The organism is Pseudomonas sp. MF08875, from assembly GCF_059862525.1.
Genome location: NZ_JCBCUW010000071.1, coordinates 1 through 21,593, shown reverse-complemented (window position 1 = coordinate 21,593; position 21,593 = coordinate 1). Strand labels below are relative to the sequence as shown.

Below are 21,593 nucleotides of genomic sequence, written 5' to 3'. Positions count from 1 at the left end.
CCGTCGAAGCCGTCAATCGGACAGTAGCGAGGATCAATCTACGCCCGCGCAAGCGCTTGGGCTGGAAGACGCCGTACGAAGTGCATACAGGGGTGAGCGTTGCACTTATGTGTTGAATTCAGGGGCTAATACTCTTGCCTCAACCATGAAAACGCTCAGAAGAGGGCGAGACCATGCCGACTCAGCAACCTGTTCAAAGTTCACGTGCCCACCGCTGGGCGTACGCCTGTGGTCTGTCGGTGAAGCGTGGTTACCGTAAGTTGAAAGCGTTTGAATCCCGCGTGGTTGAGGGTGCGGAGACGGCAGGAATGCCCGCAGGTAAATTACTTGTTCGCGGGAGTTTTCTAGTTATCAAGTTGGCAATAGCCGCCGGACTCCTTCTAGTTAGCTTATGGTTCACAGTGTCGGTGATGATCCTTATTGTCTTGTGTTGGGCCATCGCCAATGGAACGCCTATCAAACCTAAGGATGCTCTCCGGTACAAGGCATATGGCGACCCATATGGTGAGTATGAGTATGGCCGCGCACCCGGTCAGCCTGATTTAAAAGACCTGTAGTCGAGTTCTTCACCCCTTCCTTAAGGCCTTTCCAGCAGACATCAGAGCTCCAGCGCCCCTTGCACCAGCGTCCTGCGCTTGAGCTGCTCCTTTGCTAAGCATGCCGTCGGCAATTGAGCCAACGCTATATCCTGCCCAGCTCATTGCAGCCAAAAACAACATCGGAAGCACGACGAACATTGCCCCCATCACGTACTCGATCACCTGCGCGGTGACCGTCCCATCCATAAGTCCGGATGTGGGCAGCGACAACAGCACCTGATTGGAAGCCGAAACCTGATTGTACAAGGTGTCGAGCATGCTGGAGTCGACCCAGCGGGCCAGCTCCCACCAGAAGCTCAGCATGTGCAGCGTGAACAGCGCGAATGTCACCGTCATGACGGTCTTCAACTGGTAGGTACTGACCAGCAAGATCAGCGGCAAGCTGATGATGATGCCCATGATCAGGAAAGCCTGCACCATCGGCAGGGCGGCGCGTAGCGCATTCATCGCCGGGAAGTTGCTGAAGGAGCCGAGGGCCAAGCCGGTATTGGTGGCCAGGTTATTAAGCCCCTGATTGATCGAGCCGCCACGAGCGCTGGAACCATAGTCCTGGTACACCTGTCCGGGCGACATGGACATCGATTGCTGGCGCGGACTGACCAGTTCGCGCAGGGTGGCATCCTCGATCTCGTTGCTCGAGCGGCCAGTCAGCCAACCTTTCAGCTGAGTCAGCAGAGAGGGATCGACTTGCTCGATCAAGCGCTCGCGCAACCCGATACCGCTGTCGCTCCACCACTGCTTGCAGGTGGGGTAGCCCGCACCATTCTCTAACCGAGGTAAGGAGACATCGCGGTTTTCATCATACGGCCAGTTGACGCGCGGTGTGTGTGAACGATACGTATCGTAGTAGCCGGGCGTGTCGAGAAAATAGCTTGAACCGATCCACGCTGCGTCGTGACTTTGTGCCTTGTCCAGCTGCGGACGGTTGGTGAACAGCCGGGAGCGAGAATAGCCATAACAGTCGCGAGTGAAATCGGCGACTTCCTGCAGCAGGACCTGACTGTCGATGCGCGAACTGTCGATCTCCATGCGCATCTGCCGGATATCCGGTGCGCAGGGGGTGGAGGCGGTGGCCGCGGCGGTTACCCCTTTGCTCAAGGCATGCACCAGAAACCACCAGATCGGCACGTTGGCGGAGCGTTCGCCGATGGTATTGAAGGTGGTCCCCCAGGCGGTCTCCGCTGGCTTGGCCACACTTACGCCGCAGCGCTGGCTCGCCGCATCATCGAACGCCATTGAGGCGAGGCTCAACGGAAAGACGGGCGCGCAGCCAAACAACACGACGATGTAGGCCAGCCACAACCGGTTCTCGATCCGCGGAACTGAGAGCAGCCCCTTGTTGCCTTCATCCGCGCCTTGCTGACGGGCCGATAACCATTCTTGCAAAATAATCGCGCCGAATGGCGCGGCGAATAGCCCGGTGTCGGACAGGACACTCCAGAGGCCGTTGTTGATGATCCAGGCCAGCAGGGAGAGGTAAAACTCCAGGTAGCTGTTGGTGCTCATGAGCATGGTGGTGGCCTCACAGTCGGGTGAGTTCGACGCAGGTAAACAGCACGAGCCCTAATGCTCCGATGCGTTTCACGCGCAGTCGATCCTGTGGTCGATATCGGTAGCGTCGAAGCAGATCCCACCAAAGTGTAAAGAGGACGCCGTAGAGCAGGGCGCGCCACCACCGTAGATAAGGCCGTGCGGATTCGAATGCCTGCTGCCAGACCTCGACACTATCCAGCGCAGTGCGGCTGATCCAGGCGACCAGTGCGACGGACAGCATCATCACTGCGGCAATCCCCAGACCTGAAAGCAGAGTGAATAGCGGTGACCGTTTCATGGCTCACTTGCGCCTGGCGTCAGCATCATTGAGTCGACCGGGCTCGGGGTCGCCTTGCTCGACGGTGCGCGAAGCATCGGCACCACCGGCATGCCGATCCAGCACCAGGCTGGCAGTATTGGTGGCGAGCATTTGCCGGACCTGCAGCTCGGTTTGTAGCAGACGTATTTCGCGCTCCAGGGCGTCGATGTTTTTCGTCAAGGCGGTTTGAGCCGGCTCGGCGGAGGCGATGTTCGGTTCGTGACTGCCCGCCAGTAGCGTGCGCAGTAGCAGCAGTGCCTTATCGAGTACGCTGGACAGGGCCGTCTCGCTGGCTAGGCGTCGCACCAGCAGATCCTGGTCGGGATCGTCGCGCAAGGCTTCGATCACGCCACGGGTCACCGGCAGCATTGGGCTCGAGGCTTTAGCCAGATTGTCAGGGGTAGGCGATAGTGAGCCGGACAGCAGCCCTTGCAGGGCCTTGAGACGTTCGCTGTAGGCCTCCTGGATCAGCGGCGTCAGTCCGCTGCCCGCGGTTGCACGAAGGGTTTCGCAGGTGTCGCAGGTCGCGACTTCGCTCTCGCCCAACACGCGAACGGCCCATTCGGATTCCTCCTGGGGCGAAGCCCAGGTCTGGCAAATAGTCCCACCCAGGCAATCGCTGCGACTGATCGAGGCACTGTCATCCACCGACCGGTTATGCAGCAGGTTATAGCCCGCATGCACCACGTCGGCGGTCACCCGAATGGGCGTCTGCCCGTTACCTCCAGCCTTCGAACCGCCGACCCAGGACACCCCATTGTTGCCGTTATGGGTCTCGGTGTTTTTAACCGCGGCCACCGCATCACCGCCGGTTTGCTCCAGATTGCCCTGCATTTCTTGGTTCTTGGCCAGCGCGCCCCAACCGGCTTGTCCCACCTTGTCCGCCATTTTCTCGGCCATGGCTTGGCAGGTCAGTTTGGAGCGGTCGAAGTCGATACGACCTTGCATCACGCCGTTACTGAGCAACTCATAGAGGCCGGGGTTGGCGCGCTGGATGATCAACGCTGGCAGCGACATCACCGCTTGGGTCGCGTTCTGCACGATGCTGCCCATGATCTGCTGGAAACCTTCGGTGACGCCGTTCAGCTGGTTTTGCAGGGTGTTGGTGAGGCTCATGTTTCCGCACATCATGTTCGCTCGCCATGACCCGCCGACACCGAGACCACTGGGTCGGTAGAGCGAGCTCGGTGAGCCGACTGCCGAGCCACCACCAATGGTGTACATCACTCGATCGTCGAGCACTTCGCCTTGAGTACCTAGACGGTAATCGCTTTCGGCGGCGTGGACATTAGTGGCCATGGCTAGCAGTCCGTAGAGCAACAGACTCATCACGCCCAACCAGGGTCGCGCGAGAAGCTGACTCATGAAGCACCTCCTTCGAAGTCGATGCTGAACAGGAAGGTCTGCCCCTCACGTTTGCAACAGCTATAGGGCCGCCACAACGACCAGGCGTAGCCGCCATCCACGCTCTGTACCGGATCGCTGGGGAAGATGGTGCAAGTCGGTTGAACCTGGGGGTAGAGCAATTGCCATTTGTGGGTCGAAGCGTCGTTTTCAACGATCGGGCCAGGCGGCCAGTAGCCGTCACGTTTGGCGGGCGCAAGCGGTAGGTACACATGTGGCTGTCCGTTACGGGTGATGACATCGCTGGCCCGTTGCGCCATGACTGCGGCGGCTTTGAAGTCATCGGGCTGTACCAGAAAACCCTGACGGGGATAGACGTTGCCCCACATGTTTCCCAAAGCCTGACGACCAATTTCACGGATCCCCGGCATGAGCGATTCTGGGTATAAAACTTCCGGAATGCCATGGCGCCAGGCCAGAGAGTCCAGGGTACTCAGGTAGTAGGGCATGAACGCAGCTGCACCGCTGGCGCAGGCATAGCCGGATTGAGAAGCCAATTGCGTGGCGGCCCAGCCACCGGGGTGACCTATGCCATCAACGTTTTTGAAGCGAGGCAAATTGTCGCGGTGGGTGTTCGGGGTGATCAGGTTGCCGCCCCCCTCCGCACCGCTGATGGGAGCGGAGAGGGTGGCCATCTCGGTCCAAGGGTTATTGCCCGTGATGGCACAGCTCGAGACCACGAGTTCAGGAATGAAATGACGAACCTTGGTCGAGGTTTTGACTGTGCAGCCGAAGGGCGTGCAGAGCAGCCAGAAACAAATACCGACGACCCTGTAGGCGAGGCAATTTGGCGAAAGCACAGAGGCGGTGATGCTGCCAGTATCCAGCGCCATGCTTGGGCCGCACGCCAGCAGGATGCTTAGCGCCAGGGGCCGTAGCTTTGTGGGCGAAATTGACGAGCAGGCAACAGGCATGATCCAGGCTCTCGGTGTATGGCCTGGGCAGGTTCGATTACGGACTGAAGGCTGTCAGTGGAAATTATGAAGGCGGACCTATCGGATTTGTGAGTCGTGAGACTATTATTTGACGTGAAGGGCGCTGCGCAGAGTATCGGGTTCTGCAAGTAGCTGATCCGTGGTGATTTCGAGAATATTGGCGAGCTTGCACAGGACCAATAGCGACGGATTGCCCGTGCATCGTTCTATTTGACTGACGTAGGTGCGATCCACCTCTGCCATGAGCGCCAATTGCTCTTGGGTAAGGTTTTTCACGCGTCGCATCAGGCGAATGTTTTCCGCCAGATGCAGACGAAGCTGTTCGTAGTCTTGAGTCATGCGCGCAAATTGCGCCTAGAGGGACTCTCAATCCACGGGGTATAGTCTACATTGACATTGATCTAGGCCATTTTATGCTCATGCCTGTTATCGAGCGTTCATTTGGTTTCGTTAAGATTTTCGAAGCTGGGCCCAGCGTCTAACAATAAATCAGAAATCCAGGGTGCGTATGAACGAAAACTACCTTTCAATTCCCGCTGCGGATGGTTGTCCAAGTCTTTTGACACCTTGGGGCAGCGAGTTTGCCCCGATGATCGAACGTGGCGTGCAATGCGCTCAGGCTTGGCTTGATACGCCCGGCGAGATTCCCCTGTGGTGGGCGTTGGCGCAAACCCGCAAGACCTTTGCTGTCGGTGACCGCCAAGATGCTTTTGAGGCTGGATTCCTGTTGAGGATTCAGCAGCGATTAAATTGTGCCGAATGAACGATCTGAGGAAAACGACGTTTAAGCAGGCTTCGTATGGATGACATGGACAGTTCCCTGTGTCCGGCAAGCGTGTTCGGCTGCTGAAGCCCCAATACCAGCGCTCTCACAGAGTTGGTATTGGGCAATCGCCGCCGGCGTCTAGTTAACCGCGCCTTTCAGCGACTTACCGGCTTTGAAACTAGGCGTCTTCGCGGCTGCGATCTTGATGGTGCCCCCAGTTTGAGGGTTGCGGCCGTCGCGCGCTGCACGCGCTTTCACCGCAAAGGTACCAAAACCAACCAAGGTGACGTTCTCACCACTTTGCAACGCAGTGGATATGATGGTTGTGAGGGCTTCCAGTGCGCGCCCGGCATTAGACTTCGGGAGGTCGGTGGAGCTCGCTATAGCCTCGATCAGTTCGTTTTTATTCATGTGCGACTCCTTCTGCTGGCTGAATGTTGACGAGTAAATCTACTTAGATAGTTCTGGCAAACCTGCCAAAAATTTCTAGCGGAATACTGATCCAGATCAGTTTATGCGCTTGATGTGCCTGATAGCCTCAAATAAACGTGCGCGATTTTTTTACCGGCCAGGTTTGGTGGGCAGGCGCTCCGGGAGCGCCTTTGTGATCGAATGTTAAGGAAGAGTGATGCACTTGGCAGGCAAGAAAAGCGCGATGAAGTTTGTGCTGGGCGGGGTGATTGTCGTCGGCTTGGGGTTCTGGGCCTGGATGGAGCTTCGACCATCCGGGCTGAGTGAGGGTTTTGCCAGTGGCAATGGACGCATCGAGGCCACTGAAATCGATGTGGCCACCAAGTTGGCGGGGCGCATACTGACCATTGATGCGGATGAAGGCGACTTCGTTCAGCCTGGCCAGGTGCTTGCTACCATGGATGTGCAAGTGCTTGAAGCGCAATTGAAACAGGCCCAGGCCCAGGTACGGCAGGCCGACAATGCGGTGCTAACCGCCAGCGCCATCGTTCAGCAACGCCAGAGCGAAAAGCAGGCTGCCGAAGCCACTGTCAATCAGCGGGTTGCCGAATTGACCGCCGCGCAAAAACGCTACGGACGTACCGATCAACTGATCAAGTACAACGCCGTGGCTCGTCAGCAGTTGGACGACGATTTAGCCGTGCAGCAAAGCAACCAGGCGGCGGTGGCTTCGGCCAAGGCTCAGGTCTGGTCGGCCGAAGCAGCGATTATTGCCGCCAAATCCCAGGTCATCGAAGCGCAGTCTAGCGTTGAAGCGCTCAAGGCAGGGGTTGATCGGTTGCAGGCCGATATCGTTGACAGCCAGCTCAAAACCGACCGCCAGGCGCGGGTCCAGTACCGAGTGGCACAACCTGGCGAGGTGTTGGCCGCCGGCGGCAAGGTGCTTAACCTAGTAGACCTCAATGACGTCTATCTGACCTTCTTCCTGCCCACGGCCCAGGCTGGGCGCGTGGCGCTGGGCTCTGACGTGCGGCTGATTCTGGATGCTGCGCCACAGTATGTGATCCCTGCGCAGGTCAGTTATGTCGCCAGTGTGGCGCAGTTCACGCCCAAGACCGTGGAGACCAGCAGTGAGCGGGAAAAGTTGATGTTTCGGGTCAAGGCGCGGATTGATCGCAAGCTGCTGGAAAAACATCTGAATCAGGTCAAAACTGGCCTGCCCGGTATGGCGTACCTCAAGCTGGATACCGATGCACAATGGCCGGCTGAACTTCAGATCAATGTGCCGCAATGACCGCGCCTCAAACCACCGTCGCGCAGCTTGCCGGAATAAGCCTGCACTACGGTAAGCAATGTGCGCTGGACGACGTGACGCTGCAGATACCGGCTGACTGCATGGTTGGGGTGATCGGCCCCGATGGGGTTGGCAAATCCAGTCTGCTGGCACTGATTTCCGGTGCGCGAAAACTGCAACAGGGCTCGTTGCAGGTGCTGGATGGCGACATGGCCAATGCCGGGCACCGACGTCAGGTATGCCCGCGCATTGCCTACATGCCTCAGGGCTTGGGCAAAAACCTGTACCCCACTCTGACGGTATTCGAAAACCTGGATTTTTTCGGCCGTCTGTTCGGGCAGGGGCAAGCCGAGCGCAAGCGACGTATCGATGATTTGGTACGCAGCACCGGCCTCGATGGCTTCACCGATCGCCCAGCGGGCAAACTCTCCGGAGGCATGAAGCAGAAACTGGGCCTGTGCTGTGCGTTGATCCATGATCCTGACCTGCTGATCCTTGACGAGCCGACTACTGGCGTCGATCCCCTTGCGCGCAATCAGTTCTGGGAGTTGATCGCGCGCATTCGCAGCAATCGTCCCGGCATGAGCGTACTGGTGTCCACTGCCTACATGGACGAAGCTCAGCGCTTTGACTGGCTGATGGCCATGGATGCCGGTAGGGTATTGGACACCGGCTCGCCCGCTGAGCTGCTGGAGCGCACCCACAGCGAAAATTTGGAGCAGGCTTTTATCGCCTTGCTTCCAGAAGAAAAGCGCCGTGGCCATCACACGTTGGTCATTCCGCCACGTAAAACCCAAGGAGCAGAAGCTGCTGTGGCGATTGAAGCCCACGGCCTGACCTGTCGCTTCGGGGATTTCGTCGCCGTGGATCATGTGGATTTTCGTATCGAGAAGGGCGAGATTTTCGGCTTCCTGGGCTCCAATGGTTGTGGCAAGTCCACCACCATGAAGATGCTCACTGGGTTACAGCCCGCTACCGAAGGCAAGGCTCAGCTGTTCGGGCAGGATGTCGACCCCAAGGACATCGAGACTCGACGCCGCGTGGGCTACATGTCTCAAGGCTTCTCGCTGTATGGCGAGTTGAGCGTTTTGCAGAACCTTGAGTTGCACGCGCGCCTATTTCATCTACCCAAGGAGCGGCAGGGCCAGCGTATCAAAGAAATGCTTGAGCGCTTTGACCTGGTTTCCGTAGCCGACAGCTTGCCCAATGATCTGCCTCTGGGCGTCAGGCAACGTCTGTCGCTGGCGGTGGCGGTTATCCATAATCCGGAAATTCTGATCCTCGACGAGCCGACCTCCGGTGTCGACCCAGTTGCGCGGGATAATTTCTGGGAGTTGCTGATCCAGTTATCCCGGGAAGAGGGCGTGACGATTTTCATCTCCACGCACTTCATGAACGAAGCGATGCGTTGCGACCGAATTTCGATGATGCATGCCGGTCGCGTACTGGACAGTGACACGCCGCAAGCCTTGATGGACAAGCGTGGTTTACCAACGCTGGAAGAAACCTTTATCGCCTACCTGGAGGATGTCGCGGCCCCGCAAACAGTGGCTGAGGCCCCAGCGGCCGTCGCGCAAGCAGCGGATGCTGTCAGGACCGTTCGGCAGTCGCGCTTCAGCTTGTCCCGCCTGCTCAGTTACAGCCGTCGCGAGGCCATGGAGTTACGCCGTGATCCGGTCCGCGCCACGCTTGCGCTGCTGGGCACCGGGCTGCTGATGCTGATTATAGGCTATGGTATCAATCTGGATGTAGAGAACCTGCGCTACGCAGTGCTTGACCGCGACCAGACGGGATCCAGTCAAGAATATATCCTCAACCTCTCCGGCTCGCGTTACTTCACCGAGAAGCAGGATCTGCGCGATTACGACGACCTGGATCAGCGCTTGCGAAGAGGTGATATAAGCCTGGCGATAGAGATCCCGCCTGGCTTTGGCCGTGACCTGAAGCGCGGCAGCCATCCCGAGGTGAGCTTCTGGGTCGACGGTGCCATGCCGACCCGGGCTGAAACCATCAAGGGTTATGTGGCCGGGATTCATGCCAGTTATTTGCAGCAGCGTTTGCTGGAAACGACTGGCACGGCGTCCGGCAGCCCGGTGGACATCGCCTTGCGCTATCGCTACAACCCCGATGTACAGAGCCTTCCGGCGATGGTTCCGGCGGTGATCCCGCTGTTGCTGATGCTGATCCCGGCCATGCTTACCGCCTTGGGTGTAGTCCGGGAAAAGGAGCTGGGTTCAATCACCAACCTGTATGTCACGCCCGTGACGCGTTTGGAGTTCCTTCTGGGCAAGCAATTGCCCTATATCGCCCTGGGGATGATCAATTTTATTCTGTTGTTGCTGCTGGCGGTGATGGTCTTCGGTGTCGCAGTCAAAGGTAGCCTGCTAACTTTGATCATCGGTGCCTTTTTTTACCTCATTTGTTCCACGGGTATGGGGCTTTTGATGTCGTCTATCCTCTCCAGCCAAATTGCGGCGATTTTCGGCACTGCGATCGTCACGCTACTGCCCGCGATTCAGTTTTCCGGGTTGCTCAATCCGGTGTCATCCCTGGAAGGCGTGGGCACGCTGGTCGGCAATATGTATCCGACCAGTCACTTCCTCACCATCAGCCGTGGGGTGTTTTCCAAGGGGTTAGGGCTGGCGGATCTGTACGGCTATTTCATCCCGTTATTGATTGCCATCCCGCTGCTGACGCTGTTCAGCGTCGCCGGCCTGAAAAAGCAGGAGAAGTGAGTGTCCAGTCTCTCCAACATCCTGCAATTGGGCATCAAGGAACTGCGTAGCTTGTACCACGACCCGGCGTTGCTGGCGCTGATCGTATTCTCGTTCACCCTCGGTGTTTACTCGGCTGCCACCAGTGTGCCGGAGACGCCGCACCGGGCCAGCATTGGGATCGTCGATGAAGACCGGTCGCAGGTGTCCAACCAAATCATCAACGCGTTCCAGATGCCGTACTTCCTCAAGCCGGTGGATATCGACTACTCCCAGATCGACCGTGGCATGGACTCGGGCGTCTATACCTTCACGCTGAATATCCCCGCGCGCTTCCAGCAGGACCTGCTTGCCGGGCGTAAGCCGACGATACAGGTCAACGTCGATGCCACCCAGATTAGCCAGGCGTTTTCTGGGGCTGGCTATATCCAGCAGATCATAGGCACGGAGGTGGCCGAGTTTCTCAAGCATTACCGCGCTGTCACGGCCGACGAGGTCGTGTCGGTGGTCCATATGGAGTTCAATCCGAATTTGATTTCCAGCTGGTTCGGAGCGATCAACGAGGTGATTAACCAGATCACCATGCTATCGATCATCCTCACCGGTGCAGCGCTGATTCGCGAGCGTGAGCACGGGACCATCGAACATCTGTTGGTCATGCCCATCACTCCGTTTGAAATTATGGTGGCCAAAGTCTGGTCAATGGCACTGGTAGTGCTGGCAGCGGCGGGGTTGTCGATGTTTTTTATCATCGAGAAGTGGTTGCAGATTCCTATCAATGGCTCGCTCGCACTGTTCCTGGCGGGCGCTGCTTTGCATTTGTTTGCCACCACATCGATCGGAATTTTCTACGGTACCCTGGCCCGCTCGATGCCCCAGTTGGGGCTGTTGATCATCCTGACGCTGATTCCTTTGCAAATCCTCTCGGGAGGTATGACCCCCCGTGAAAGCATGCCCGAAGGGGTGCAGAACATCATGCTGGCGGCACCCACCACGCATTTCGTCGAGCTCAGTCAGGCGATTCTGTTTCGTGGTGCTTCATTGTCGATCATCTGGCCGCAGCTACTGGCGTTGGTGACGATTGGCAGCGTGTTCTTTTTCGTCGCGCTTTCACGCCTGCGCAAGTCCTTGAATTGACGATCGCGTGCGTTGGCGCGCACGCGACGCTTTGTCCAATGGGCCTAGCGTCTACGCTGGACTCCGCCGTTGGGCATTGCCTGGCACACGAACCCGAGCCCAATCAGATGCCCACCTGGGTTATATGCCAAGCATCCAGGGCGCAACCCCGCTCTTCATTGCTGGGCTCGACCACCACGGTGACCCGGCTGGTCGGACTCGAAATCACCGCATCCAGTTCGATGCCCAGATACTCTAGGCTCGCGCACATGCGTGCCCGAATCGTTGCGTTGTGTTCGCCGACGACAGCGGTGAACACCAGTACGTCCAGGCCGTCCAAGGTCGCCAGCAGCGCGCCGGCTTCATGCAGGAAACGGCGCATTTATAAGGCAAGGGCCATGGCTGCGCGAGGTTCACCGGCTTCTACCTCAAGCAGTTCACGCGGGTCGCTGGAAATTCCGGAAACCCCCAGCAGGCCTGACTCGTGGTAGAGCTTATGGCTGACTCTTTCCAGGCCCAGCTTCCAGATTTCCATGAGGAAATCACCGCGCCGGGTCCATCGCATCGCCGCGCATGCCCAACATCAAGCCGTCTAGCGCCGAGAAGCCAATGGTCGTGGCGAGGAGAATTGCTGATGCGGCTGGAGGCATGACGGTGGCCTTACTTTCGCAGTTGGAGAGCAGAAATCTGCGCCTCATTCGCTAGTAATAACTTGTGTTTGGTTAGTAAAAAGGCAATTAAAAGGACCAGACTGTCTGGCTTTGGTATCGATGGCACAAACAACCCCATCTGCGGGCAGCGATATCAAACGGTTACGGCTTGGGACACAGCGGGACGCTCAGATTTCCTGCTGAAGAAGTACCCTCCACAACGATTTCATACTGGATGAAAAGCTTTCTGAACTGAATGCATTACGCCCAAACTGCCCGACGAAAGATCGCAACGAAACCGTCAGAGCAATGGCACCAGAAACATTATAAAAAAACAGATGGGGGTCGACGTTTTTTAGAAAACCATCAGCGACAGCATGCTCAACAATGGGTAGCAACACTTCTTGGGCGGGCCCTATGAGACGCTCATAAACATAAAGGAATCTTTCGTGCTGCTGCGCGACTTCCTTGATCACGAACATCGATATTTCAGGTGATGCAGCTGAAAAATCAATCATCTGGTCGACGGCAAACAGCAGTCGCTGCATGGATGTCTGGTTAGCGGGATCGAAGGGCTCGTGTGGTCGGCTCAGTTGCACGACAAACTTATCTGCGATGTCGTCTACGACAGCCTTCCAAAGCTCGAGTTTTGTGCCGTGCCGGTGTGATATCAGAGCCACGTCGACGTTTGCAGTGGAAGCGATGCGCCGCAGACTAGCGCCTTCGAAGCCGTGCGCTGCAAACGACTTTAGGGCCGCCCGAATGATGGCATCAGGTTTGATCTCATTGGCTTTCGGTGGTCGGCCTCGCCGTTTGGTGAGTTCGGTGTGCATTGGTTCAAATACCTTGGTCTAGACGGGTTGGTTGACATGCAGAGCCAAGCAGGGATTTAATCAGCGATCGATGAATAAATTTTCATGATGGGCTAATCGTAGCATTTGAGCCGTGATGCGTCTTACATGCGACGGCTGCTCTCGATCGGGGCTCAACCATCGTTATTCAGTGTGGACGTCGAGGCGAGTCCTCTTTCCCGTTTTCGCAGAACGATTAGCTAAATGGCCTGATAGCAACGTCTTCCGCCGCACGGCGGATGCGCTCATTTTCGTTAGTTCACTAGTAAGGTCTTTTTGTGTCGTTGCAACAATTGAATGGCTTGGCTCGTATCTGTCCTGGAGCAATGTTGGTCGTACTCATGATCGCTACCGTCGGTTGCGCCGGGGTCAAGGTCAATGCCGTTGATAATCGCGATTATCTCTCGCTTCGTCGTGGCGATGCGCTGACGTCAGGAAAGCTCAGTGTCGCCGCGCGTACCTCGCTACAGGTCGCCGGAGTTGCCGAAAAAGACTGCAGTGAGAACCCAAGTGCCTGCCGTGAACAGGTGCGTCTTAACGCAGGGTTGGGCGAGGAACAGCGTCTTTCCACGCTGTCTGAATTATGGCTACAAGAGGCTCAGGATTCGCGCAGTTCGTTAAGTGCCGAAGGCCGTACCGATGCTTTTTTGGAGAGCGCACGTTATGCCTACGCTTATCTGTTCCTGACAACTAGATCGCCCAGTCAGAGAGCTTTGGAAGACCGTCAATCACAGGTGCGCGATTACTACAACTTTTCCGTCCAGCAAGCACTCAGTGAGTTGTTCGAACGGTATCGCGGTCGTCCGCCACAGGCCGAGGATGACCGGGGGAATTTCCGGCTACGTGCAGGACGCTGGACGGTGTTCGGACGTATGGAAAATGTGCGTCTGGCCAATGAACGTTTTTTGCCACAAGAATTGATTCCTGCCGCCTCATTATCTTTTGCAGGACTGCGCAACCAGTATCGCCGTGATGGACTCGGTGCTGAACTAGTGGCTGTCACAGCGAAAAAGGTGGTTAACAGCGACAGCGACGAACAGTCCTGGAGCGAAACGCCTTTTCCAGCGGTGACCGCAGTCGCTCGTTTTCCAGGCCAAACCCTTGAGCAGGTGTTAGCCACCGATGAGGTCGAAGTGCTGGCCTACGACCCGTATCACCAAGACGCTGTGACGCTTGGCGGCATTGAAACGCCGTTGGCGGCCAACTTCACCTCGGGCTATGGTTTGTGGCTAGCGCGTTCCGGTTTTGCGCGTCAATCGTTGCTTACGTTGGTAGGGAGGGGGGATGTCCTGAAAAAGCCCCATCTATATCTCTTGCAGCCGTACGACCCAGAGCGCCATGTCGTGATCATGTTGCATGGTTTGGCAAGTAGCCCCGAGGCCTGGATTAACGTTGCCAATGAAGTCCTCGGTGATGAACACCTGCGACGCAATTACCAAGTGTGGCAGTTGTACTATCCGACGAACCTGCCGCTTGCGCTAAACAATGCCACCATCCGTAGCGTCATTGAGGAGACGTTGCAGCATTTCGATCCCGAGGGAACAGCGCGGGCCAGTCGTGACGTGGTTCTGGTAGGTCACAGCATGGGTGGTGTCCTGTCGCGCCTTATGGTATCGACGTCTGGAGCCGGGGTGGGAGATACGTTGTTGGCCAAGTACAAACTGAATGATCGACAACTGGCGGCTGCACACAAAAATCTAGATCCGTTTCTGAAGTTCTCGCCTTTGCCTCAGGTCAGCCGCGCGATTTTCGTCGCCGCTCCGCACCAGGGTACGCCGTTCGCCGAGAATCGCATTTCACGTTGGGCAGCCGGACTAGTACAGTTGCCGGTGTCGGTGCTCGATCGGTTCAAGCAATTGGGACAATTGTTGGTGATGCCTGGCAGTGCCTCCTCAGCCGCTATGGTGCGTCCGCTAAACAGTATCGACAACTTGAGCAATCATGATCCGCTTGTAATGGCGGTGGCAGATCTTCCTATCTCCCCAAAGGTGCAGTATCACAGCATTATCGGTAACTACACGCCGTCTATTGCGCTGACCCTTTCTGACGACGGAGTAGTGCCCTATAGCAGCAGCCATCTGCTCGGTGCGCAATCGGAAAAAATAGTGTCCTCAGGTCATAGCGTGCAAGAAACCCCCGAGGCAATTATCGAGATTCGCCGTGTCCTTTAACAGCATCTTGCAGATATGAAAGACTCCCCAGGGAGGCGCCAATGAGACCTGTGCGTAAGGTTATCGACCTATTGCTGCGCAGCCTGCTGACCCTGATAGGTACCGGTCTTATCGCCTGGGGTGCACTGGCGTTGAGTTATCGACTGCCATTGCCGTTGTGGGCCTGTAATGCAGTGATCTTCGTATGGTGTCTATGCGGAATAGGTTTTGCGGTACTGACATGGAGCACAAGGCCCTGGCGAGCCGTTCTCGGTTACGCCGTATTACTGGCAACTATCGGAGTCTGGTGGGGTACGCTCACACCGTCGAACGAGCGCATCTGGGCAGACGATGTCGCGCAGATGACCTCCGGGAAACTTGAAGGCAGCCGGCTGACAATGAGCAATGTGCGCAACTTCGAGTGGCAGACGGATGAAGATTACCGTGCCCGTTGGGAAACACGTGAATATGACCTGGAGCACTTGTCTTCGGTGGACCTCATCACTTCGTACTGGGGGATGCCTGCCATAGCCCACATCTTGGTGTCGTTCGGTTTCGAGGATGGTAGGTTTTTGCTGTTCAGTGTCGAAACCCGTAAGGAAAAGGGCGAGAGCTATTCTGCGATCAGCGGATTTTTCAAGCAGTACGAAGTCAGTATTCTGGCGACCGATGAACGTGACGCGTTGCGGGTTAGAACCAACGTGCGCGGTGAGGACGATTACCTCTATCGTATTGTGTTATCGGCGCCCCAGCGCAAAGCATTGTTGTTGTCCTACGTTGAGCAGGCCAATGATTTGCTGAGTCACCCGCGCTTTTACAATACCGTCAGCGCCAACTGTACCAGCATTGTTTTCGACATGATGAACACCATTGTGACAGGGTTGCCGATGGATTACCGGTTGCTCCTGACCGGTTACCTGCCTGGCTATGTTCACGATGTCGGTGGCCTGCAGCCGGCTTATTCGCTTGAAGCACTGCGAGAGGTCGGCCGCATCACTGAGCGTGCGAAGGAGGACTCCACAGGGTTTTCCGCGAGGATCCGTGAGGGCGTGCCGGGTTGGTAATCCTTTGATTTATTCAATGAGTGATGATTTAATTGGGCCAGCCTTTACTTTGCCGGTCAGGGAATACTCAGTGCCTCAAAGAAGGCCGCCAGTCCAGCACGTGCGCTCCATCCTGATGTTCTATCGGATAAAGGAAGACACTATGAAAGCCCTCGTCTATCAAGGTCCTGGCATTAAAGACTGGACCGACAAGCCTACCCCTGTCATCGATAAACCTACTGACGCCGTTATTCGTTTGTTGCACACCACAATATGCGGCACTGACTTGCATATCCTCAAGGGCGATGTTCCTGCGGTTACGCCTGGACGGACCCTTGGCCATGAAGGGGTTGGCATTGTCGAGACGGTCGGCTCGGCTATACGCAATTTCAAACCTGGTGATCATGTGCTGATCTCCTGTGTGACCTCTTGTGGCAGTTGCGCCAACTGTCGGCGTCAGATGTATTCTCACTGCGCTGACGGCGGCTGGATTCTTGGCCATATGATCGATGGAACTCAGGCTGAATACGTCCGCATTCCGCATGCCGATAACAGCCTTTATCCGGTTCCTGCGGGTGCGGATGAGGAAGCCCTGGTGATGCTGAGCGATATCTTGCCCACAGGGTTTGAAATCGGGGTCTTGGCCGGCAAGGTCAAGCCTGGTGACAGCGTGGTGATAGTCGGGGCGGGGCCGGTGGGTATGGCGGCATTGTTGACGGCTCAATTCTATTCTCCGGCCATGCTGATCGCGGTCGACGGTGATAGCAATCGCCTGGAGGTTGCCAAACGTTTCGGTGCCACCCACGTGATCGACATCAAGACCGAAAATGCTATCGAGCGTATCTTTGAATTGACCAATGGCATTGGTGTGGATGTCGCAATTGAGGCGGTGGGAATTCCAGCTTCTTTCGATACTTGTCAATCGGTGATAGCCCCAGGTGGCCATATTGCCAACGTGGGAGTGCACGGTAAGAGCGTGGAGCTACATCTGGAAAAGCTATGGATCCAAAACATCAACATATCCACCGGGTTGGTGAACACCAACACTACCCCGATGCTGATCAAGACGGTGCAAGCTGGCAAAATCGATGCGGGCCGGTTGATCACTCATCGCTTCGCACTGAATGACATACTTCAGGCTTACGAGGTCTTTGGCAACGCGGCCCAGGAAAAAGCGATCAAGGTCATTCTCAGCCAGTAACACCCGTCCGCCTCGCATTGCAGGAACTACGCATGGCGATCCAGACCAGCGGATTGTTGCTGGTGCTTAAGGCCGGTTCCTCAAGCTTGAAGTCATCTCTGTTTGGCGGCATAGCCTATGAGCAAATTAACCTCTGGCTCAGGGGCAGGGCCACCTGGATCGGCAGGGTGGGACCGGATGTAGTGCTGTAGTGCGCGGGGAACTTGCTGACAACCGAGGCGGGAGTAGCTTAGTGGCTAATGTAGAAACTGGTATCCGCGAACGAGGCGCGCTTTCATGTATGGGGGATCTCATCACGTGAGCACTACAACACCATTCTGGTCGTGTTAAACAGCATGAGTCGCTATGAGTTCGCGATAGATAAGTTGTCTGCCTCTCGGCTGTTTTCCAGAGGCGGTATGGCATGAGCTATTTCGAAGCCGGTTGTGCAACCACGATGCTTTCCTCGCGAGCATTTCGAGGACGTGCCCAGGATCCGCAACCGGCACTGGACAGCTGACTACGGCCAGCCACAGTCCCCCATTTGTTAGGGCCAAGCGTGCGGCTGGACCTTTTCCGATGCGTGAGGCTGTTTAATTCCCTTTTACCGTTTTAGCGAGAATCCTATGAATGAAGGTGCCTCAACTGCTACCCCACAGCAACAGCTACGCTTTCCGCCGGGACTGATCGTCGCGGTTGTGGCCATGGTGATCGTGTTGTTCTTGCCGTTGCCTACGGAGTTGCCGGTAGCCGGACACCGTATGCTGGCCATCCTGGTGTTTGCGGTCACGGTCTGGGTGACCGAGGCGGTTTCATACGAGGCCAGTGCCATCATGATCACTTCGCTGATAGCGATATTGATCGGCACTGCACCAACCGTGCAGGCCCCGTCACTCACCTATGGTTCATCGGCTGGTGTTTCAATGGCACTCACCGGCTTTTCCAATCCAGCCCTTGCGTTGGTGGTTGGGGCATTGTTCATCGCTGCCGCGATGACTCATACCGGGCTGGATCGCCGCATAGCACTTGTGACCTTGACGAAGGTCGGGGCCAGCACACGGCGGATCCTGTTCGGCGCAATGCTGGTGATCGTGCTACTGAGCCTGGTAGTACCCAGCGCCACCGCGCGTAGTGCCTGCGTGGTGCCTATCATGATGGGGGTGATCGCCGCCTTTGGCGTGGCCAAGCGCTCCAATATCGCAGCCGGTCTCATGATAATTGTTGCCCAAGGTACCAGTATTTGGAACGTGGGTATTCAAACAGCTGCCGCACAGAACTTGCTGACGGTGGGGTTCATGGAGAAGATGCTGGACCAAAGAGTGTCATGGATCGATTGGTTGATTGCGGGGACTCCCTGGGCAGTGATCATGTCGTTAGTGCTGATTGTGGTGGTGCTGAAAGTGCTCCCCCCTGAAAGCGACAGGGTGCCGGGTGGATTGGCAGCAGTGAAGCAAAGTTTGGCCGAGCTTGGACCTATGACTGGTCCGCAGAAACGCTTGGGAGTGGTATCGCTGCTGCTTTTATTGGCGTGGGCAAGCGAAGGCCGGTTGCATTCGTTCGACACCACATCGACCACCTATGCCGGATTAGTAATTCTCCTATTACCGCGTTTCGGTGTGATGACCTGGAAGGACGTTCAGTCCCGTATTCCCTGGGGCACGGTGATCGTATTCGGTGTCGGGATCAGCTTGGGCACTGCGTTGTTGACCACACAGGCCGGGCAGTGGCTAGGTGCGCAGGTGGTGGAGCATACGGGGTTGGACAAGGTCGGTCCGCTGGGCGTTTTTGCGATACTCAGCGCGTTTCTGATCGTGATCCACTTGGGGTTTGCCAGTGCTACGGCTCTGACTTCGGCACTGTTACCCATTCTCATGGCTGTGCTCCTCACGCTTCCAGGCGAGTTCAGTCGCGTAGGAATGACTATGTTGCTCGGGTTCGTTGTGAGCTTCGGTTTCATCCTGCCCATCAATGCACCGCAGAATATGGTTTGCTTGGGAACCGACACGTTTACCCCCAAACAGTTTGCTCGGGTCGGTATTCTCATCACTTTGATTGGTTATGTGTTGTTACTGGTATTCGCCAGTACCTACTGGAGTTGGCTAGGCTGGATCTGAAGTGGGACTGCGGAGCTAATACGAAGTAACTACTCAGTAGAGTAGTAATTAAAACGCGCATAGTGACCAATTAGGTTAGTTAAATAGTCTTTGTGTTTTTTGAATCATCAATAATGGAGTTCTGTTATGAAATATGTAAAATACGTCACCTCTACGTTTGCATTCTGCGTATTGGCTGGCTGTGCCACCCCATCGTCGATTGTGCTCAACGACGGCCGCGAACTTCAAACGCTGGATGCGCCAAAATATGACGCAAAGAGTGGTTTCTATGAGTTCAAGCAATTGGATGGTAAATTTCAACGTATTAACAAAGACCAAGTACGGACGATCAAAGACCTGTAAGAAAACTCCACGATATTAGCCTTCGCTGGAATTGTCTGCGGGTGGCCCGCATTCCAGGCAGGTCCTGTTCAGTGCAATAGCCAGGGCAATGCCCTGGCTATTTGGCGTTCTCGAGATGCAAGCAAGGCTTAGCCCTTGTCGATTCTAAAGACCCCGTCCCTTGCTACTGCGATTACGCCACAACCGATAGGCTCTGATGCCCGAACGCACTGAACCAAATAACCTTTCGCCCTCCATCTCCCGCGCAAGTCCCGAACGTATCAGCATGCGCAGAAAACGCCCACGTGCACGGGCGATGCCGAAGTAGATGCCGCGCGCTTTCAGGGTATCGCACACCTCCCTCAGTGCGGCAATACCGCTGACATCTATCGAGCTGACCGCCTCAGCATCGAACAGCACCGCTCGCGGTTGTTCCTCATGCTGCACGGCCTCAAGCAAGCGCATCTTGAAGTAGTCGGCGTTGAAGAACAGGATGGCATCGTCAAAGCGATACACAACCAACCCCTGCACCGTGCGCGCATCCTTATGGTGGCGGATATCGACCTGGCCTTCGATACCCGGCACCCAGCCGAGCACCGCATCGGTGGGCTGGTAGATGCTTTGGAGCAAGCGCAGGATCGCCAGGGTCACGGCGATGATGATGCCCGGCAGTACGCCGACCCCAAGCACGCCGATGGTGGTCAGTACGCACAGCCAGAACTCAAAGCGACTGAGCTTGTAGATCTTTCGCAGTGACTGCACATCAATCAGTCCCCAGCCGGCCATCAGCAGGACCGCCCCCAAGGCGGCCTGCGGAATCCAGGCCAAGGGCGTGGTGAAGGCCAGTAGGATCAAAGCGATGACCGAAGCGGCGATGATCCCCACCAGCTGACTTTTACCGCCGACCATGTCATTGACTGCGGTGCGCGAGTCGGCACCGCTGATGGCGAAGCCCTGAGAGACCCCGGCGGCGATGTTGGTAACGCCCAAGGCCAGGAACTCGTGGTTGGCGTTGATCGAATAACCATGGCAAGCCGCAAAGCTGCGGGCGGTGAGCATAGCGCTGCAAAAGCTCACGGTGGCGATGCCCAGGGCATCGCGTAGTAGACTTTTCATTTCTTCAAGATTGGTTTTTGGCCAAGCCAATTGCGGCATGCCCGCCGGCACCGGACCCAGAATTGCCACGCCAAAACGGTCGAGGCTAAACAGGCCGACGACCAAGGTTGCGACGGCCACCGTCACTAGCGCCGCCGGTAGGTGCGGGTAGCGACGTGGCAGCCAGATCAGCAAGGCCAGGCCTGCGACGCCGATCCCCAGCGTTGGCCAGTGAATGTCCCCCAAGCGCTGTAGCAGATTGATCAGGCTGAAGATGAAACCGTTGCCCTCGATCTGAAATCCCAGCACTTTGCCCAGTTGCCCTGCCAACAGGCTCAGACCGATACCGTTGAGGTAACCGATCAGGATCGGCCGCGAGAAAAAGCTAGCGATGAACCCCGCGCGTGCCAGGCCAGCACCGATCAGCATTAAGCCAACCAGAATCGTGACGATCACCGACAGTTGCGCCAGACGCGCCGGGTCGCCCATCGCCAGCGGCGCAATCGCCCCAGCGACCATGGCACAGGTAGCGGCATCCGGGCCGACCATCAACTGTCGCGAACTGCCGATCAGGGCGTAAACCATCATCGGCAAAATACATGCGTACAAACCGTACTGTGGCGGGAGGCCGACAATTTGCGCATAGGCGATGGCAATGGGTATCTGGATTGCCGCCACCGACAAGCCGGCCTGCAGATCATGTCGAAACCATTCGCGGCGATACTGCAACAGGTTGGCCAAGCCGGGCAACCAGCGAGAGAGAAACATGCATGGGGCCTTTCGAGTGGTGAGTGGTGGGCTATTGAAGCGCGCAAATATGACTGCTCATTTAGAGTATTAAATCATAAGCATCGCTTTTAGGTCTGCTTCAAGCGACGAAGGTCGCTTCACGAAACAAATCAAAGAAAAACTACTTCTTCGATTGCACGCCATCTAATATCGGCCTGTCAACTCCGCAAGTTGTTATCATTGGCGGCGGCAAAAACTGAGTGCAACACCTGACCTTTCCGGTACGGTGTTGCCCCTATGTCTTATTCCGAACTCAGCGTTGAAGAACGCGCCACCATTCAAATCGCTCGTGCCCAAGCGTTCAGCCTG

19 protein-coding genes and 2 pseudogenes are annotated in these 21,593 nt (G+C 56.4%); 12 read left to right on the top strand and 9 right to left on the bottom strand.

Annotated features, from left to right (window positions below):
• Both AC19YT_RS26300 and AC19YT_RS26295 read left to right on the top strand, forming a co-directional pair.
• Positions 1-116: pseudogene (locus tag AC19YT_RS26300) on the top strand (IS30 family transposase); the annotation flags it as partial.
• Positions 117-173: 57 nt separating this feature from the next.
• Entirely contained in the window at positions 174-557 is a 384-nt protein-coding gene (locus AC19YT_RS26295) for a DUF3742 family protein (protein ID WP_500611298.1), read from the top strand.
• Positions 558-566: 9 nt separating this feature from the next.
• On the opposite strand, the gene AC19YT_RS26290 is transcribed toward AC19YT_RS26295, so the two are convergent.
• The 5 genes from AC19YT_RS26290 to AC19YT_RS26270 all read right to left on the bottom strand — a co-directional run bounded on the left by AC19YT_RS26290 (position 567) and on the right by AC19YT_RS26270 (position 5,129).
• Positions 567-2,111 carry a conjugal transfer protein TraG N-terminal domain-containing protein gene (locus tag AC19YT_RS26290; protein WP_500611297.1) on the bottom strand — a complete coding sequence of 515 codons (1,545 nt, stop codon included), beginning with the start codon at positions 2,109-2,111 and terminating at the stop codon, positions 567-569.
• Between the two features lie 10 nt (positions 2,112-2,121).
• Positions 2,122-2,430, bottom strand: coding sequence for a hypothetical protein (locus tag AC19YT_RS26285; RefSeq protein WP_500611296.1), 309 nt, complete (start codon positions 2,428-2,430; stop codon positions 2,122-2,124).
• A 3-nt stretch (positions 2,431-2,433) separates the two neighbouring features.
• A complete protein-coding gene (locus tag AC19YT_RS26280; RefSeq protein ID WP_500611295.1) occupies positions 2,434-3,816 on the bottom strand; it encodes an integrating conjugative element protein in 1,383 nt (460 codons plus the stop codon).
• Positions 3,813-4,769 (bottom strand): TIGR03756 family integrating conjugative element protein, encoded by a 957-nt coding sequence (locus tag AC19YT_RS26275; protein ID WP_500611294.1) that lies wholly within the window; start codon positions 4,767-4,769, stop codon positions 3,813-3,815. Before AC19YT_RS26275 ends, AC19YT_RS26280 begins: the two co-directional genes overlap by 4 nt.
• Positions 4,770-4,874: 105 nt before the next feature.
• Positions 4,875-5,129 (bottom strand): helix-turn-helix domain-containing protein, encoded by a 255-nt coding sequence (locus AC19YT_RS26270; RefSeq protein ID WP_034113464.1) that lies wholly within the window; start codon positions 5,127-5,129, stop codon positions 4,875-4,877.
• A 169-nt stretch (positions 5,130-5,298) separates the two neighbouring features.
• On the opposite strand from AC19YT_RS26270, the gene AC19YT_RS26265 reads away from it, so the two are divergent.
• Positions 5,299-5,553 (top strand): LasR-specific antiactivator QslA, encoded by a 255-nt coding sequence (locus AC19YT_RS26265; RefSeq protein WP_034113462.1) that lies wholly within the window; start codon positions 5,299-5,301, stop codon positions 5,551-5,553.
• A 141-nt stretch (positions 5,554-5,694) separates the two neighbouring features.
• Here the strand turns inward: AC19YT_RS26265 and AC19YT_RS26260 are convergent, their stop codons facing one another.
• Positions 5,695-5,967 carry an HU family DNA-binding protein gene (locus tag AC19YT_RS26260; protein ID WP_034113460.1) on the bottom strand — a complete coding sequence of 91 codons (273 nt, stop codon included), beginning with the start codon at positions 5,965-5,967 and terminating at the stop codon, positions 5,695-5,697.
• A gap of 244 nt (positions 5,968-6,211) precedes the next feature.
• On the opposite strand from AC19YT_RS26260, the gene AC19YT_RS26255 reads away from it, so the two are divergent.
• The 3 genes from AC19YT_RS26255 to AC19YT_RS26245 are packed head-to-tail and all read left to right on the top strand — an operon-like array spanning position 6,212 to position 11,112.
• Positions 6,212-7,261, top strand: a complete 1,050-nt coding sequence (locus AC19YT_RS26255; RefSeq protein ID WP_500611293.1) for an HlyD family secretion protein — start codon at positions 6,212-6,214, stop codon at positions 7,259-7,261.
• On the top strand, positions 7,258-9,996 hold the full coding sequence (gene rbbA / locus AC19YT_RS26250) for a ribosome-associated ATPase/putative transporter RbbA (protein WP_034113458.1): 2,739 nt from the start codon (positions 7,258-7,260) through the stop codon (positions 9,994-9,996). The genes AC19YT_RS26255 and rbbA overlap by 4 nt, the downstream gene beginning before the upstream one ends.
• Entirely contained in the window at positions 9,997-11,112 is a 1,116-nt protein-coding gene (locus AC19YT_RS26245) for an ABC transporter permease (protein ID WP_014338726.1), read from the top strand.
• A gap of 103 nt (positions 11,113-11,215) precedes the next feature.
• Here AC19YT_RS26245 and AC19YT_RS26240 read toward each other — a convergent pair.
• Positions 11,216-11,626: pseudogene (locus AC19YT_RS26240) on the bottom strand (hypothetical protein).
• Positions 11,627-11,929: 303 nt separating this feature from the next.
• Positions 11,930-12,574, bottom strand: a complete 645-nt coding sequence (locus AC19YT_RS26235) for a TetR/AcrR family transcriptional regulator (RefSeq protein ID WP_034113455.1) — start codon at positions 12,572-12,574, stop codon at positions 11,930-11,932.
• A 359-nt stretch (positions 12,575-12,933) separates the two neighbouring features.
• Here AC19YT_RS26235 and AC19YT_RS26230 point away from each other — a divergent pair, with 359 nt between their 5' ends.
• The 6 genes from AC19YT_RS26230 to AC19YT_RS26205 all read left to right on the top strand — a co-directional run bounded on the left by AC19YT_RS26230 (position 12,934) and on the right by AC19YT_RS26205 (position 19,421).
• Positions 12,934-14,763 (top strand): esterase/lipase family protein, encoded by a 1,830-nt coding sequence (locus tag AC19YT_RS26230; protein WP_500611292.1) that lies wholly within the window; start codon positions 12,934-12,936, stop codon positions 14,761-14,763.
• Between the two features lie 41 nt (positions 14,764-14,804).
• On the top strand, positions 14,805-15,806 hold the full coding sequence (locus AC19YT_RS26225; RefSeq protein ID WP_014338730.1) for an Lnb N-terminal periplasmic domain-containing protein: 1,002 nt from the start codon (positions 14,805-14,807) through the stop codon (positions 15,804-15,806).
• A gap of 142 nt (positions 15,807-15,948) precedes the next feature.
• The gene (locus AC19YT_RS26220; protein ID WP_014338731.1) at positions 15,949-16,986 is read left to right on the top strand and encodes a zinc-dependent alcohol dehydrogenase family protein; all 1,038 of its coding nucleotides are present in this window, start codon (positions 15,949-15,951) and stop codon (positions 16,984-16,986) included.
• Between the two features lie 32 nt (positions 16,987-17,018).
• Positions 17,019-17,177, top strand: a complete 159-nt coding sequence (locus AC19YT_RS26215; protein WP_155717231.1) for a hypothetical protein — start codon at positions 17,019-17,021, stop codon at positions 17,175-17,177.
• A 414-nt stretch (positions 17,178-17,591) separates the two neighbouring features.
• Positions 17,592-19,079 carry a DASS family sodium-coupled anion symporter gene (locus AC19YT_RS26210; protein ID WP_014338732.1) on the top strand — a complete coding sequence of 496 codons (1,488 nt, stop codon included), beginning with the start codon at positions 17,592-17,594 and terminating at the stop codon, positions 19,077-19,079.
• Between the two features lie 126 nt (positions 19,080-19,205).
• Positions 19,206-19,421: a YgdI/YgdR family lipoprotein gene (locus tag AC19YT_RS26205; protein WP_014338733.1), complete on the top strand. Its 216-nt coding sequence runs from the start codon at positions 19,206-19,208 to the stop codon at positions 19,419-19,421.
• A gap of 144 nt (positions 19,422-19,565) precedes the next feature.
• On the opposite strand, the gene AC19YT_RS26200 is transcribed toward AC19YT_RS26205, so the two are convergent.
• Positions 19,566-21,263: a SulP family inorganic anion transporter gene (locus tag AC19YT_RS26200; protein WP_014338734.1), complete on the bottom strand. Its 1,698-nt coding sequence runs from the start codon at positions 21,261-21,263 to the stop codon at positions 19,566-19,568.
• Positions 21,264-21,593 lie beyond the last annotated feature (330 nt).

What these genes read in the sequence shown, in the direction of transcription:
- AC19YT_RS26295 (WP_500611298.1), top strand. Translation starts at nt 174, where the DNA reads ATGCCGACTCAGCAACCTGTTCAAAGTTCACGTGCCCACCGCTGGGCG.
- AC19YT_RS26290 (WP_500611297.1), bottom strand. Translation starts at nt 2,111, where the DNA reads ATGCTCATGAGCACCAACAGCTACCTGGAGTTTTACCTCTCCCTGCTG.
- AC19YT_RS26285 (WP_500611296.1), bottom strand. Translation starts at nt 2,430, where the DNA reads ATGAAACGGTCACCGCTATTCACTCTGCTTTCAGGTCTGGGGATTGCC.
- AC19YT_RS26280 (WP_500611295.1), bottom strand. Translation starts at nt 3,816, where the DNA reads ATGAGTCAGCTTCTCGCGCGACCCTGGTTGGGCGTGATGAGTCTGTTG.
- AC19YT_RS26275 (WP_500611294.1), bottom strand. Translation starts at nt 4,769, where the DNA reads ATGCCTGTTGCCTGCTCGTCAATTTCGCCCACAAAGCTACGGCCCCTG.
- AC19YT_RS26270 (WP_034113464.1), bottom strand. Translation starts at nt 5,129, where the DNA reads ATGACTCAAGACTACGAACAGCTTCGTCTGCATCTGGCGGAAAACATT.
- AC19YT_RS26265 (WP_034113462.1), top strand. Translation starts at nt 5,299, where the DNA reads ATGAACGAAAACTACCTTTCAATTCCCGCTGCGGATGGTTGTCCAAGT.
- AC19YT_RS26260 (WP_034113460.1), bottom strand. Translation starts at nt 5,967, where the DNA reads ATGAATAAAAACGAACTGATCGAGGCTATAGCGAGCTCCACCGACCTC.
- AC19YT_RS26255 (WP_500611293.1), top strand. Translation starts at nt 6,212, where the DNA reads ATGAAGTTTGTGCTGGGCGGGGTGATTGTCGTCGGCTTGGGGTTCTGG.
- rbbA (WP_034113458.1), top strand. Translation starts at nt 7,258, where the DNA reads ATGACCGCGCCTCAAACCACCGTCGCGCAGCTTGCCGGAATAAGCCTG.
- AC19YT_RS26235 (WP_034113455.1), bottom strand. Translation starts at nt 12,574, where the DNA reads ATGCACACCGAACTCACCAAACGGCGAGGCCGACCACCGAAAGCCAAT.
- AC19YT_RS26230 (WP_500611292.1), top strand. Translation starts at nt 12,934, where the DNA reads ATGATCGCTACCGTCGGTTGCGCCGGGGTCAAGGTCAATGCCGTTGAT.
- AC19YT_RS26225 (WP_014338730.1), top strand. Translation starts at nt 14,805, where the DNA reads ATGAGACCTGTGCGTAAGGTTATCGACCTATTGCTGCGCAGCCTGCTG.
- AC19YT_RS26220 (WP_014338731.1), top strand. Translation starts at nt 15,949, where the DNA reads ATGAAAGCCCTCGTCTATCAAGGTCCTGGCATTAAAGACTGGACCGAC.
- AC19YT_RS26215 (WP_155717231.1), top strand. Translation starts at nt 17,019, where the DNA reads ATGGCGATCCAGACCAGCGGATTGTTGCTGGTGCTTAAGGCCGGTTCC.
- AC19YT_RS26210 (WP_014338732.1), top strand. Translation starts at nt 17,592, where the DNA reads ATGAATGAAGGTGCCTCAACTGCTACCCCACAGCAACAGCTACGCTTT.
- AC19YT_RS26205 (WP_014338733.1), top strand. Translation starts at nt 19,206, where the DNA reads ATGAAATATGTAAAATACGTCACCTCTACGTTTGCATTCTGCGTATTG.
- AC19YT_RS26200 (WP_014338734.1), bottom strand. Translation starts at nt 21,263, where the DNA reads ATGTTTCTCTCTCGCTGGTTGCCCGGCTTGGCCAACCTGTTGCAGTAT.